At 62.9% G+C, this 11,939-nt stretch carries 13 protein-coding genes; 5 read left to right on the top strand and 8 right to left on the bottom strand.

Going from position 1 to position 11,939, the window contains the following annotated elements:
• Window positions 1–90: 90 nt before the first annotated feature.
• The 7 genes from ACMGER_RS00575 to ACMGER_RS00545 form a co-directional block, all read right to left on the bottom strand.
• Complete coding sequence (locus tag ACMGER_RS00575) at window positions 91–546, bottom strand: alpha/beta fold hydrolase (RefSeq protein ID WP_436810185.1); 456 nt, start codon at window positions 544–546, stop codon at window positions 91–93.
• A 216-nt stretch (window positions 547–762) separates the two neighbouring features.
• Window positions 763–1,413 (bottom strand): DJ-1/PfpI family protein, encoded by a 651-nt coding sequence (locus tag ACMGER_RS00570; protein ID WP_436810184.1) that lies wholly within the window; start codon window positions 1,411–1,413, stop codon window positions 763–765.
• A 39-nt stretch (window positions 1,414–1,452) separates the two neighbouring features.
• Window positions 1,453–2,304 (bottom strand): hypothetical protein, encoded by an 852-nt coding sequence (locus ACMGER_RS00565; RefSeq protein WP_436810183.1) that lies wholly within the window; start codon window positions 2,302–2,304, stop codon window positions 1,453–1,455.
• Window positions 2,305–2,651: 347 nt separating this feature from the next.
• Window positions 2,652–3,026 (bottom strand): nuclear transport factor 2 family protein, encoded by a 375-nt coding sequence (locus tag ACMGER_RS00560; RefSeq protein WP_436810182.1) that lies wholly within the window; start codon window positions 3,024–3,026, stop codon window positions 2,652–2,654.
• Window positions 3,027–3,684: 658 nt separating this feature from the next.
• Window positions 3,685–4,134 (bottom strand): nuclear transport factor 2 family protein, encoded by a 450-nt coding sequence (locus ACMGER_RS00555; RefSeq protein ID WP_436810181.1) that lies wholly within the window; start codon window positions 4,132–4,134, stop codon window positions 3,685–3,687.
• A gap of 141 nt (window positions 4,135–4,275) precedes the next feature.
• Window positions 4,276–4,950: an imm11 family protein gene (locus ACMGER_RS00550; RefSeq protein ID WP_436810180.1), complete on the bottom strand. Its 675-nt coding sequence runs from the start codon at window positions 4,948–4,950 to the stop codon at window positions 4,276–4,278.
• On the bottom strand, window positions 4,931–5,185 hold the full coding sequence (locus ACMGER_RS00545; protein ID WP_436810179.1) for a YdeI/OmpD-associated family protein: 255 nt from the start codon (window positions 5,183–5,185) through the stop codon (window positions 4,931–4,933). The genes ACMGER_RS00550 and ACMGER_RS00545 overlap by 20 nt, the downstream gene beginning before the upstream one ends.
• A 339-nt stretch (window positions 5,186–5,524) precedes the next feature.
• Here ACMGER_RS00545 and yghU point away from each other — a divergent pair, with 339 nt between their 5' ends.
• The 4 genes from yghU to ACMGER_RS00525 are packed head-to-tail and all read left to right on the top strand — an operon-like array spanning window position 5,525 to window position 8,913.
• Complete coding sequence (yghU, locus tag ACMGER_RS00540; protein WP_436810178.1) at window positions 5,525–6,427, top strand: glutathione-dependent disulfide-bond oxidoreductase; 903 nt, start codon at window positions 5,525–5,527, stop codon at window positions 6,425–6,427.
• A gap of 8 nt (window positions 6,428–6,435) precedes the next feature.
• Complete coding sequence (locus ACMGER_RS00535) at window positions 6,436–7,434, top strand: methionine ABC transporter ATP-binding protein (protein ID WP_436810177.1); 999 nt, start codon at window positions 6,436–6,438, stop codon at window positions 7,432–7,434.
• Window positions 7,431–8,096 (top strand): methionine ABC transporter permease, encoded by a 666-nt coding sequence (locus ACMGER_RS00530; protein WP_436810176.1) that lies wholly within the window; start codon window positions 7,431–7,433, stop codon window positions 8,094–8,096. The genes ACMGER_RS00535 and ACMGER_RS00530 overlap by 4 nt, the downstream gene beginning before the upstream one ends.
• 16 nt (window positions 8,097–8,112) lie before the next feature.
• A complete protein-coding gene (locus tag ACMGER_RS00525; protein WP_436810175.1) occupies window positions 8,113–8,913 on the top strand; it encodes a MetQ/NlpA family ABC transporter substrate-binding protein in 801 nt (266 codons plus the stop codon).
• Between the two features lie 78 nt (window positions 8,914–8,991).
• Here ACMGER_RS00525 and ACMGER_RS00520 read toward each other — a convergent pair whose 3' ends face one another.
• Window positions 8,992–10,179, bottom strand: a complete 1,188-nt coding sequence (locus ACMGER_RS00520; protein ID WP_436810174.1) for a Fic family protein — start codon at window positions 10,177–10,179, stop codon at window positions 8,992–8,994.
• 475 nt (window positions 10,180–10,654) lie between these two features.
• On the opposite strand from ACMGER_RS00520, the gene ACMGER_RS00515 reads away from it, so the two are divergent.
• Complete coding sequence (locus tag ACMGER_RS00515; protein ID WP_436810173.1) at window positions 10,655–11,767, top strand: Gfo/Idh/MocA family protein; 1,113 nt, start codon at window positions 10,655–10,657, stop codon at window positions 11,765–11,767.
• Window positions 11,768–11,939: the final 172 nt, after the last annotated feature.

The following is an 11,939-nucleotide window of genomic DNA, read 5'->3' as shown; positions in this document are numbered from 1 at the left end:
GGGTCTTGTTCTGCATTTTCAAACTTCTTTGCCCGCGGGCGGCCGGTCCAATGGCGGGTTTCAATCTTCCTGCAGGGAGTGGACGTCGGCTCATCGCGCGTCGCTCCCGGCGTGCTCCTCGATGAGCCGCGCAACCGCCTCAGGATTGTCGGCGAGCAGATAATGACCGGCGTCCGGTATCTGCGCGCTTTTGACACGGCTCATACCCCTGGCGCGGTAGCCTTCGACGAAGGTGGACAGGAGGGCAGTAGAGAAGGATTTCTCGCCGACAGTGACCACGAGCGGGGTGGAATTCGGTGCCGTCTGCGCAGCGTTCCACCGGGCATCCTGCGGGAAGGCGCGGTAGATTTCGAACGCGGCGCGGAGCTGAGGCACAGCAACGCGGAAAGGAGCGATGGTGGTCGCGGATGCGACTTGCGCTCTGACATTGCCGACGCTCAGCGTAGACATCGTCGCTGCAGCAGCTCCCGAAAGGATCGCTTGCCGACGAGAGAAACCACCTGCGAGACGCTGATCCGTTGGCCAGACACGGTTCTGTTGGCTCATGATCCGTCTCCTATCGACGTCCGCCCGCAATATCCGCGTGCCGCTGCTGCTCGGGCTAATTCCCGGCGCTGCGCTCGATGAGCTCCGCGACCGCTTCAGGATCGTCGGCCAGCACGTAATCAGTGAACCTCGAGGCCTCGAGGCCTCGATGGCAGAGAAGAGACTTTGCCCTGAAATTCATGGGCGTAGCCACGCGAGGAAGCCATCAGGGCGCACCTATGCGCCTGCCCCGGTCATGGCCTGCTGCAGTTTCGCCCGCGCCGCCGCAAGAATCTGCGGATCTGCCAGTTCAGGGCGACCCGATCCGTACGGGGGCTGCGGCGCATACTCCAGTAGGAGTTCGATCTGTCCGCCTAAATCGTCTCCGGCCCAACGTCCGGCCAATGCGATACCGAAGTCGAGTCCCGCCGTCACGCCGCCACCAGTGGCCCGATTGCGGTCAATGCAAACCCGTTCACTGCTGGGCTCCGCGCCAAATTGGCTTAGAGTTTCTCGCGCTCCCCAACGCCCTGCAGCGCGGTAGCCTCGCAGCAGTCCGGCGGCCCCCAATAACAGCGAACCGGTGCAAACACTGCACACCCAACCCGCTCGCGCCCCGCGATCAGCCAAGAAACCGATTGCGGCAGAATCATTCATAAGATCCATCGTGGGTTTCGCGCCGCCGCCAACAATGAGGACGTCTGGTTCCGTCCAAGCCTCCTCAAAGCCATGCGTGGCTTGTACGCCAAGGCCGCAGTCCGTAAGCACCGTACCGGGGCGATGCCAAACATATTGCACTTCGTAGTCTGGCAAGAGACTCCACGCTTGAATTGGACCCACTAAATCCAACAGAGTCATGCCCGGATAAACCATGGATAGTACTTTCATGGCGCTCTCCTAGTATTCACCGCTCCCTCCAGGCGAAAATTACATCGAGTGGCCGTTGGCGGATTTGGGCAAGCACCAAACTGGGTTCAGTTCACACAGCCTCTTCAGCATGGGCGCGTATTCCTTGGTTATCGCTTTGACTTCACGCGTGCCGAGATGCTGAACGACAAAGCCATGCGGGCCCTGAATGGTAAGCATGGGGTACGGTCCGACCTCCGGGTCCACACCGCCAATGTCTTCGCTGGATATATTCGGCGCGTAATGCATCACGTGCGGCATGTTGCCCGTTGACACCCGATCGCTTTTTTCGGGATTGTCGTAAGTCCTCAGAATGGGCGACAGCATGTACGAGAGCCCGGCACGTTCCGGAGGCTTGTAATATCCGGATCGGTAGCGCTCCTGGATGAGCGGCTTGAGTTCGGGCGCAGGCATGCTCTTGGCCTGCATCTCGGCGATATCAAAGAAAACGCGCATGTGGGCCTTGGCGCCGGCGGCATCGAACGAAATCGGATAAAGAAGATCGGTCGGATATTCTGTCAGGGGCCAGGATCCTCGCATCGCGTCGTCACCGGTGCGGGTGACAAACGCATGAAAACCATTGGTCCCCTGCCGTTCGACCTCGAACCCCTTCGCTGGATTGAGGTAGATCGTCGCCTGTTCTCTCAGGTGCGGCGGCAAGGCGCTCATGGCCAACTCAATTTCCAAATCCCGGGGCAGGTGAAATGAATCGATTGGCGTGCCGGATCGCGGCTGGGCTGATGTCATTTCCGTTGCCTCCTTATTCTCGCGTGCGTTTTCCTCCCGAGCTGTCTGCGGCAGACAGGCCGCGAGCACGATCATGGCCGACATCAGTGCCGAAACGCGCATCTCGTGGGATGTCGTCGATTTCATGTTGCACGCCTTTCTCCTCCGCCGCGTCGATCTTCTAACGAGCCTCCCGCCTTCACCCCTTCAGGATACCACCCGTCAAATCGTTGACATGTGCGTTGTTCGGCGAAGTTCTGTGCATTCGGCGCACAGCTGTTCCTTGCTTGAAACGCGTTCGCTTTCGGCACGTAACGCCCCGTGACCGTCTTCGTGTGGAGCTCCGCCGCAAACGCGCGCCAGTCGGAGTCGTCCACGGCGAGGTCAAGCTCAAGCGAAGGGCGCTCTGCTGAAAGTGTTTCATTGGGCCCCTACGATCAGCAACGGCGCAATGGGGCTCGCAGGACGACTGTACCACGATCGACTAGGCGAACTTATTGGCGGACGTCGACTGACATCACCTTTTGAACGATCTTCCAGTTACCTCGCACCTTCAGGCATGACAGGAGGTCGGTGAAGTAACGCGGCGGCATCTGAAGCCTCAGCTTTACCAGGGCGAGATTGTCCGAAACATCGATCGCAGCGACCTCGTCCCTGCGCTCGAGTTTGAGCTTACGCGGCGCGGTCGCATCGCGCACGCCGGCCAGCCAAGCCTCGATTGGCATCACGCTGACGTCGCCGTCATCGCCGATTCTGGTTACAGCACTGAGGGGGTGAAATATCGTCTGGAACTGCTCCGCATCCATATTGTACGCGGCATCGAAATAAACTTGAGCCAAAGCTCGCAAGGAATGTTCAGCGTCTTCCATAGTCTTTACTCATAGTCTTATTACTCTGGGTGGTGTCGGAGATTGCTGCAAGAGCGCGGGTCGCACATCCACTCTTTGGCACTGGGGCATTCTCGCCCGGGTGCCATACAGATTGCGGCGCGGCTCGGGCCCACACAGTCCGCGCTGAGCCACACGATCCGCGGCCTGTCGGAGTATTCGACTTGGTTGCGGGAATGCCAACTGGGCCGACTTAGGTCAGCAGGCGGCGACTTGAAGTGTGTAAAACAGGCTATGCCGCGCCGGATGCCACAGCGCACGCTCTTGGCATAGAGCACCATTCGGTTTGCTCCTGTGCATATGATGCACAACTCCGAGTTGCTGCCGCTAGATAGTCTAAACGAACTGTTCGCAGCGGCTGAAGCTGGCTCGTTCACTAGCGCTGCCGATATCCGCGCTGGTAAGCATAGCGCTGATGGCCGTGACGGCGGCCTTCGGTAGTACATTACGTTTATCCAGCTTGGAGTGCCAAATATCGCCACCCGCCGCCGTCTACGACAACTCAGCTCCCCATTGCGGACATTGACGACGAGCCCCAACCTTTGGCGTGCCGCAGGTCGGATTTCGCCTCCTGCGGGTCGGCGGAATGTTTCATCCGGCGCTCAACGATCTTCCTGTTCAGTACGCGACGCACTGTCTGTCACTGAAAACTGAAGCCTTCAGGAAGGTTGTGAGTCCAATATCCCTCCTCCAGCAGTTCGGAAATGCGCCAGCCGCCTGCAGTACGGACGAGGCCGTTGCGATACCAAAGCCCTTGAAAAAACACGTGAGTCTTCCCGCCGCCAAGGTCCACTACCATGGGACATGAGCAATGGACGCGGGCCCGAGCCGTGTCACCGTCCACCTCTATCAGAATTGTGGAGATGGCATGTTGCGAGATAGCAATCCTGGCGAGGGCCTTCTGAAGATAGACAATATGATCTTCGACACCGCCGCGGACACCGCCGGTCACCGTATCATCAATGGTCGCGTCCGGCGTGAAGACGCGCCGGTAGGCTGCCCAGTCGCGATCGTCGACTGCGTAGCAGTATCGGGCCAGAAGGTCCTCGATCTCAAGCCGGTCGGAAATTTCCTGGAGCGACATCGACATACCACGACCTCTCTCTTCCAGCCTTCGACCGGCGAAACCTGTGGCGCACGCCACGGAACCTAGCAGGACAACCGCCCCACGGCGCGTCCAAGCGCGGAGGATTTGGCCTGCCTCGGATACGTCTGACGCCATTTCCCTGCCCTAATATACGCCCCGAAGACCGGGCCAAACCGGTTCGAAATCCACACCTTCCAGACCCAATTCGCGGATACGGTCAACAATACGTCGGCTGACATAGACGGACGAAGCTCGGATCGGCAGTTTGAAGATCTCGATATCGCCAATCGCGTGCGGATTGAACACATGCTGTTCGATTGTCATGATTGTTCCGTCATCGAACGGTACAATTGTGGATTTATCTAGATCGAGCGCGTCTACAACTTCGGTGACGTTGAAAAGCCAGACGGGTTCGGTGCAGTCGAGCGGCAGGAGCTCGCCATATCGCTCGAGGTCGGACTTGAGGAGCTCTACCGCGCGCTCTCTCAGAATAGGCGTGTCCGACCCAAGCCACGGGAAATCTGAATAGTGCAGCGGCTGGCCGTCGTCGCCGACGCTTAGGATCTTCATCTCTGGCGGCTGCCAACCGGATTGTCGCCGCCCATCGAGAGAGAAGAAGGTCTCGAAGGCGGCGTCTCTTGTCGGGAGAATCCATTCAAAACCGCCCGGCACCGCAAAAACGAATATCTCGATCGCCAAGGACTCTTCCTTTGTGCAGCGGGAATTATTCAAGGGGCGAGGGGGAATGTCGACGTTCGTGACACGCCGGCCTATCAGCGCTTCTTTCCCTTCGTATCGATCAGGACGGCCTGCTGCCATCGACTAGGCGCCTTATCGATGCGGTGGATGCAACCGACCAGCAGCAAGGTCGCTTCTTTCCCTCCAGCAGTTCCTCACAGGTTCGGCCAATGCGACGTTGGCGTGTGGCCGGCTGCTTGGGGTCTTCGACCCAGCAAATGAATTCATCTCGGCCGAGCGGAGTGAGGTTTTCCCATAGGGTCAGGGTCTCAGGATTTGCTCGCACCGCTGCCTCAAGGTCTTCGCCATGCCTCATGGGCAGTGCCTTGCGGAAAAGCGTTCGTCACGAAGCCTCCGGGCAGCCGAGTTGGCTGCCGTTGCAAGGTGGGGTGACTTCCGACTTTGCTTGCCGGGTCGATCAATGTCCACCATCCGTGCGGTTCTATAGTAGCGCAAACGGCGACACTATTCGTTATGTTTATCCCGTGTGGGGCACCATTTCCGATCCTCGGTGTTTCGGCAAGGCCCTGCGGCTTCACGGATCGCGATCGTCCCTTTGCGTCCAGCGACGGGAAGAAAGACGCGCCGGCGCGCTGGCGCATCCGGTTTTCGGCCCTAAATCAGCTGCCGCCATCACCATGACCGGAGGGACAGCATGACCGACGCCGCCGACAGCGCGAACAACCAGCCGGCGGGCTATGTCCCGCCCCGCGTCTGGACCTGGGACCAGCCGAGCGGCGGCCAGTGGGCCAGCATCAACCGCCCGATCTCCGGCGCGACGCACGAGGCGGAGCTGCCGGTCGGCAGCCATCCGATCCAGCTCTACTCGATGGGCACGCCCAACGGGCAGAAGGTCACCATCATGCTCGAGGAGCTGCTCGCCGCCGGCCATGCGGGCGCGGAGTACGACGCCTGGCTGATCGACATCAACGAGGGCGACCAGTTCGGCAGCGGCTTCGTCGCGGTCAATCCCAACTCCAAGATCCCGGCGCTGATGGACCATTCCACCACCCCGCCGACGCGCCTGTTCGAGAGCGGCTCGATCCTCTTCTACCTCGCCGAGAAGTTCGGCGCCTTCCTGCCGACCGAGCACCACAGGCGCGCCGAGACGATGAACTGGCTGATGTGGCAGATGGGCTCGGCGCCCTTCGTCGGCGGCGGCTTCGGGCATTTCTACGCCTATGCGCCGTTCAAGATCGAATATGCCATCAACCGGTACGCGATGGAGGCCAAGCGCCAGCTCCACGTCCTCGACACCCAGCTCGCGGACCACGAATATGTCGCCGGCGACGACTATACGATCGCCGACATCGCGATCTGGCCCTGGTACGGCGGGCTCGTCCGTGGCGACGCCTATCGCGGCGACGGCTATGACGCGCAGCGGTTCCTCAACGCTGGCGAATACGAAAACGTCCAGCGCTGGGCCGAGCGGGTCGCGTCGCGCGAGGCGGTGCAGCGCGGCCGCGTCGTCAACCGCACCGCCGAGGGCAAGCTGCGCGAGCGCCACGCCGCGAGCGACTTCGACCGGATCGGCGCGTCCGCGGGCGAGCGGGTCTGACCGCGCCCGTGATCCGGCTGGAAGCCATCCACAAGACCTTCGCCGGCGGCCGCCATGCAGCCCTGGCGGCCGTCGACCTCGAGGTCGCGCGCGGCGAGGTGTTCGGCATCATCGGCCGCTCGGGCGCGGGCAAGTCGACGCTGGTGCGGCTGCTCAACGGCCTCGAGCGGCCGAGCGCGGGTACGGTGTCGATCGACGGCACCGACGTCGCCGCGCTGGACGGGGAGGGGATCCGCACGCTGCGCCGCCGCGTCGGCATGATCTTCCAGAACTTCGGCCTGCTCGCCTCGCGCACCGTGTCCGCCAACGTCGCGCTGCCGCTCAGGATCGCCGGCGCCGACGCCGCCACCATCGCCGCGCGCGTGCCCGAGCTGCTCGCCCGCGTCGGCCTCGCCGACCACGGCGACAAATATCCCGCGCAGCTGTCCGGCGGGCAGAAGCAGCGCGTCGGCGTCGCCCGTGCGCTCGCCACCGGCCCCGACATCCTGCTGTGCGACGAGGCGACCAGCGCGCTCGATCCCGAGACGACGCGCAGCATCCTCGCCCTGATCGCCGACCTCAACCGCGAGCTCGGCCTGACGATCGTGCTGATCACCCACGAGATGGAGGTGGTGCGCCAGGTCTGCGACCGCGTCGCGGTGCTCCACGCCGGCCGCGTCGTCGAGAGCGGCAGCGTCGCCGACGTCTTCCTCGATCCCCAGGCGCCCGAGACGCGCGCGCTGCTCGCCGAGACCGACGACCATCCCGAGCCGACCGGCGTCACCGGCCAGGTGATCCGGCTCACCCTGCGCGGCGAGGCGGTGTGGCAGCCGGTGCTGACGCGGATCGCGCGCGAGACCGGCACCGACTTCGCGATCCTCGACGGCCGCATCGGCCGGCTCAAGGACCTGAGCTTCGGCCAGCTCACGCTGGGCCTCACCGGCGGCGACGTCGCCGCGGCGATCGACGCCTTGCGCGCGCACGGCGACGTTGACGCGCTCCGCGCCGGGGGCGAAGGGGCGGCATGAACGACTGGTTCGTCAACATCGATTGGGCCGACATCGGCCAGGCCAGCCTCGACACGCTGGCGATGCTCGGCGGCTCGCTGGTGCTGACGGTGCTGCTCGGCCTGCCGCTCGGCATCGCGCTGTTCCTGACCGGGCCCGGCCAGGTCTGGGAGAGCCGGCTCGGCAACGGCGTGCTCGCGCTCGCCGTCAACCTGCTGCGCTCGGTGCCCTTCATCATCCTGCTGATCGTGATGATCCCGCTCACGGTGCTGCTCGTCGGCACCTCGCTCGGCGTGGTCGGCGCGATCCCGCCGCTGGTGGTCGGCGCCGCGCCCTTCTTCGCCCGGCTGGTCGAGACGGCGCTGCGCGAGGTCGACCGCAACACGGTCGAGGCGGTGCAGGCGATGGGGGCGACCACCCGCGACCTCGTGCTCCGCGCGCTGCTGCCGGAGGCGCTGCCGGGGATCGTCGCCGGCATCACCGTCACCGCGATCGCCCTGGTCTCCTTCACCGCGATGGCCGGCGCGGTCGGCGCGGGCGGGCTCGGCGACCTCGCCATCCGCTTCGGCTATCAGCGTTTCCAGACCGACGTGATGCTCGTCACCGTCGTGCTGCTGCTGGTCATCGTCCAGCTTCTCCAGATGGCGGGCGACCGGTTCGTCCGCCATGTCAGCCATCGATAAGAGAAAGCCCGCTCCCATGAACCGACGCATCCTGCTGGCGGCGCTCGGCGCCCTTGCGCTCGCCGGCTGCGGCGGCGGCAAGCCCGGCGCGGGCGACCACGACACGCTCACCGTCGCCGCGACCGCGGTTCCCCATGCCGAGATCCTCGAGTTCGTGAAGCCGATGCTGGCGCGCGAGGGCGTCAAGCTCGACGTCCGGGTGTTCAACGACTATGTCCAGCCCAACGTCCAGGTCTCCGAGGGCCGGATCGCGGTCAACTATTTCCAGACCGGCCCCTATCTCGACGAGTTCAACAAGGCCAAGGGCACGCATCTGGTGAAGATCGCCGGCGTCCACATCGAGCCGCTCGGCGCCTATTCGCGCAAGTGGAAGGCGCTCGGCGAGCTGCCCGACGGCGCCACCGTCGCCATCCCCAACGAGCCGAGCAACAGCGGCCGCGCGCTGCGGCTGCTCGCCGGGGAGGGGCTGATCACGCTGCGCGACCCGGACGACATCACCGCCACGCCCAAGGACGTCGTTCGGAACCGCAAGCAGCTCAAGTTCCGCGAGATCGAGGCGGCGACGCTGCCCCGCGTGCTCGACCAGGTCGACCTGGCGCTGATCAACACCAACTATGCGCTCGACGCCGGCCTCAACCCGACCCGCGACGCGCTCGCGATCGAGGGGAAGGACAGTCCTTACGTGAACTATGTGGTGGGGCTGGAGAGCGAGCGGAACGATCCGCGGGTGACGAAGCTTGTCACGGCGCTGCGCAGTCCGGAGGTGAAGGGGTTCATGGCGCGGAAGTACGGCGGGGCGGTGGTTCCGGTGTTTTAGGGGACTGCTCGTAAGCGGAGGTCGGGAATGACCTAAGTTGTTGTTTTCGCGCTGCGACAACTACGTGCCCCTGCCGGCCTAGATCAGCGGGTTTTCTTCATCGACAGGCCCTTCGGTGAACACCGTTTTCCCTTCGGCGATATTGATGAGTGTCGGCAGCGCATAGATCGACGGAGTGCGGCCACCACCTTCACGAAGGCGAGTGATGACACCTTCCATTTCGAGCTGACGTAGCATGTTGTTCGCCGTTACTCGATTATTGAACCCCGCGACCTTCGCGAACGTAGTTCCTGATAGCACCGGTCGTTTGAAGAACGCGTCGACAGCGGCCATCGCATATTGCGAATGGGTTATGTCGACCACGCGCGTTTTCGTGGCTTCGTAGAGGTCGCGAATCCCTTTCACCTTGCGCAGGTTAGATTCAGCTTGGTTGATCATCGCATTGAGGAAAAATTCTAGCCAACCGTGCCAATCATTCTTGTCGGTGATTGCCAGCAGGCGGTCGTAGTATTCGGTCCGGTTCGTCTCCAGGAACTCTGACATATAGAACATTGGCCGTGACAAGGCTTGGCGGCGGTAGAGGATGAGTGGAATGAGCATTCGACCGATGCGTCCATTGCCATCTTTGAACGGATGCAGGATCTCGAACTGAGCATGTGCGACCGCTGTCTGTAGCGTTGGGTCTTCATCGGTCGAAGCGATGTAGGCTTCCCATTTCTCAAGTTCGGTGGGGAGAATCATGGGACTGGGGGGAATGAAGCGAGCGCGTTCGATTGGGTCACCCCGACGCCCGATCCAGTTTTGATCTTCTCTGAAACGGCCCGGCGCCTTGTCTCTGCCGCGCACGCCATCAAGTAGCCGCTGGTGAACTTCACGAACGAGAGACAGGCTGATGCCCCGATCATCTAGTGCGGCTTCGGCAATGCCTACTGCTACACGATAATTGGTAATCTCCTCGATGTCCTCGCGGCGCGTTTCCGAGGTCATCAGACCGGCATCGGCTTCCAGGACTTCGTCGAGGGTGGCCTGCGTTCCCTCGATGCGCGATGACAGCACCGCTTCGTTGGCCGTAATCGGCGACAGCAGCACGGCGGGGTTGGGCAGCGTCTGCAACATGCCATCATATCGGGCGAGCGCCGCATTCGCCTTGCCTACAAAGGGTAGTATCTCACGCCACTTGAGATCGGCGATGGGTAGATCATGTGGTATGCAAGGTTGCTTCGCCATGTCCGCCTCAAGGTAGTCAGGACGGGTAGGCTTAGGCATTTTTATCGCTTATGAAAAGCGAAGAGCCAAATTGCCTTTCATAATCGACTTTGTGAAAAGCGAACTTTACACTGAGCTCCTATTGATTCCTGATTCAGCGGATGACTTTCCACGAATCGGGAATCGAAAGCCGGGCGTTACGCAAAGCCTCCTTTGAGAAGCAGGCGGCGTTTTGCGTTACAAAACCTCTCGATCGGGGAGCAAAGCGCACGCCGCGGCTTGCGTATGCGCATTAGCGATGAAGCCGGTCTATTGCCGAGCAGATCAAGGTGGCGATCGCCGCGGGACGTGTCGTCGCGATGAGTGGTTGGTTCGATGGTTGATCGGCTTGAAACAGAGCTTTCCAAGCTTTTCGCCTGAAGCTGCCATTCCGTTAATGGCAAAAATCCACCTTTTGCGAGCCCCACTTTCCCGCTACCGATAGCGCTACCAGTTTCCGGACCCGCACATCGGCGGGCGTTGCGGGAGAGAGGGGATGTTGGACGGCACGCGTCGCGGACTCCTCGTCGGCATGGGCGGAGCGCTGGTGGCGGGCGCCGCCGCCGCGGTCACGCTGCGGCAGGGAACACCTGGTCGCAAGCTCGGCTACGCCGTCGTCGGGCTCGGCAGCTACGCCACGCGCCAGATCATGCCGCGGCTGCGCGACTGCGAGTTCGCCAGGCTGACGGCGCTGGTCAGCGGTACGCCGGAGAAGCTCGAGCGCTACGGCACCGAATACGGCATCCCCAGGACGCACCGCTACAGCTACGCCAACTACGACAGCATCCGCGACAATCCCGACATCGACATCGTCTACGTCATCCTGCCCAACGCGCTGCACGCGGAATACACGATCCGTGCGGCCCAGGCGGGCAAGCATGTCCTCTGTGAGAAGCCGATGGCGGTCTCCGCCGCCGAGGCCGAGGCGATGGTCGCCGCCAGCCGCAAGGCCGGCAAGAAGCTGATGATCGGCTACCGCTCGCGCTTCGAGCCCTACAACCGCCACGCGATCGAGCTGGTCCGCTCGGGCTTCGTCGGCAAGCCGCGGCTGATCACCGCCGAATCGGGCTTCAGCATCCAGCCCAACCAATGGCGGCTCGACAAGCCGCTGTCGGGCGGCGGGTCGCTGATGGACATCGGCATCTACAGCCTCCAGGCGGCGCGCTACCTCTCGGGCGAGGAGCCGGTCGAGGTCAACGCGATGGAATCGACCGACCGCAGCGACCCGCGCTTCAAGACGGTCGAGGACCGCATCGACTTCCAGCTCAAATTCCCCTCCGGCCTGATCGCGAACTGCGTGTCGAGCTACAGCTCCAACCACAATGCCCATCGCGTGACCGGCACCGAGGGCTGGGTGTGGATGGAGCCCGCCACCGTCTACGAGGGCCAGCAGATGTGGGTGCGCAAGGGCGGCAAGATGGAGCCGCGCGTGCTGCCGGCGCCGGCCAAGAACCAGTTCGTGGGCCAGCTCGACCATTTCGCCGAATGCGTGCTGACCGGCCGCGACCCGATCGTCCCCGGCGAGGAGGGCCTGCGCGACATGCGCCTGATCGAGGCGATCTACCGCGCCGCACGCGAAGGGCGCACCGTGCGGATGGGGGCGGCGTAGGGTCGGGCATGTCGCACGGTTATGCCCTAAGCCCCTCCCCTTCAGGGGAGGGGTTGGGGGTGGGGCAGTGCAGCGGGCGGCTCGCTTGGGGCGAATCCCCACCCCAACCCCTCCCCTGAAGGGGAGGGGCTAAATTACTGAACGTCGATCCGTTCCAGGACCCCACTGCTGA

Source organism: Sphingomonas astragali (assembly GCF_051400615.1).
Classification (GTDB): domain Bacteria; phylum Pseudomonadota; class Alphaproteobacteria; order Sphingomonadales; family Sphingomonadaceae; genus Sphingomonas.
This window is presented reverse-complemented; position numbering and strand designations above follow the sequence as displayed.

What these genes read in the sequence shown, in the direction of transcription:
- ACMGER_RS00575 (WP_436810185.1), bottom strand. Translation starts at nt 546, where the DNA reads ATGAGCCAACAGAACCGTGTCTGGCCAACGGATCAGCGTCTCGCAGGT.
- ACMGER_RS00570 (WP_436810184.1), bottom strand. Translation starts at nt 1,413, where the DNA reads ATGAAAGTACTATCCATGGTTTATCCGGGCATGACTCTGTTGGATTTA.
- ACMGER_RS00565 (WP_436810183.1), bottom strand. Translation starts at nt 2,304, where the DNA reads ATGAAATCGACGACATCCCACGAGATGCGCGTTTCGGCACTGATGTCG.
- ACMGER_RS00560 (WP_436810182.1), bottom strand. Translation starts at nt 3,026, where the DNA reads ATGGAAGACGCTGAACATTCCTTGCGAGCTTTGGCTCAAGTTTATTTC.
- ACMGER_RS00555 (WP_436810181.1), bottom strand. Translation starts at nt 4,134, where the DNA reads ATGTCGATGTCGCTCCAGGAAATTTCCGACCGGCTTGAGATCGAGGAC.
- ACMGER_RS00550 (WP_436810180.1), bottom strand. Translation starts at nt 4,950, where the DNA reads ATGGCAGCAGGCCGTCCTGATCGATACGAAGGGAAAGAAGCGCTGATA.
- ACMGER_RS00545 (WP_436810179.1), bottom strand. Translation starts at nt 5,185, where the DNA reads ATGAGGCATGGCGAAGACCTTGAGGCAGCGGTGCGAGCAAATCCTGAG.
- yghU (WP_436810178.1), top strand. Translation starts at nt 5,525, where the DNA reads ATGACCGACGCCGCCGACAGCGCGAACAACCAGCCGGCGGGCTATGTC.
- ACMGER_RS00530 (WP_436810176.1), top strand. Translation starts at nt 7,431, where the DNA reads ATGAACGACTGGTTCGTCAACATCGATTGGGCCGACATCGGCCAGGCC.
- ACMGER_RS00525 (WP_436810175.1), top strand. Translation starts at nt 8,113, where the DNA reads ATGAACCGACGCATCCTGCTGGCGGCGCTCGGCGCCCTTGCGCTCGCC.
- ACMGER_RS00520 (WP_436810174.1), bottom strand. Translation starts at nt 10,179, where the DNA reads ATGCCTAAGCCTACCCGTCCTGACTACCTTGAGGCGGACATGGCGAAG.
- ACMGER_RS00515 (WP_436810173.1), top strand. Translation starts at nt 10,655, where the DNA reads ATGTTGGACGGCACGCGTCGCGGACTCCTCGTCGGCATGGGCGGAGCG.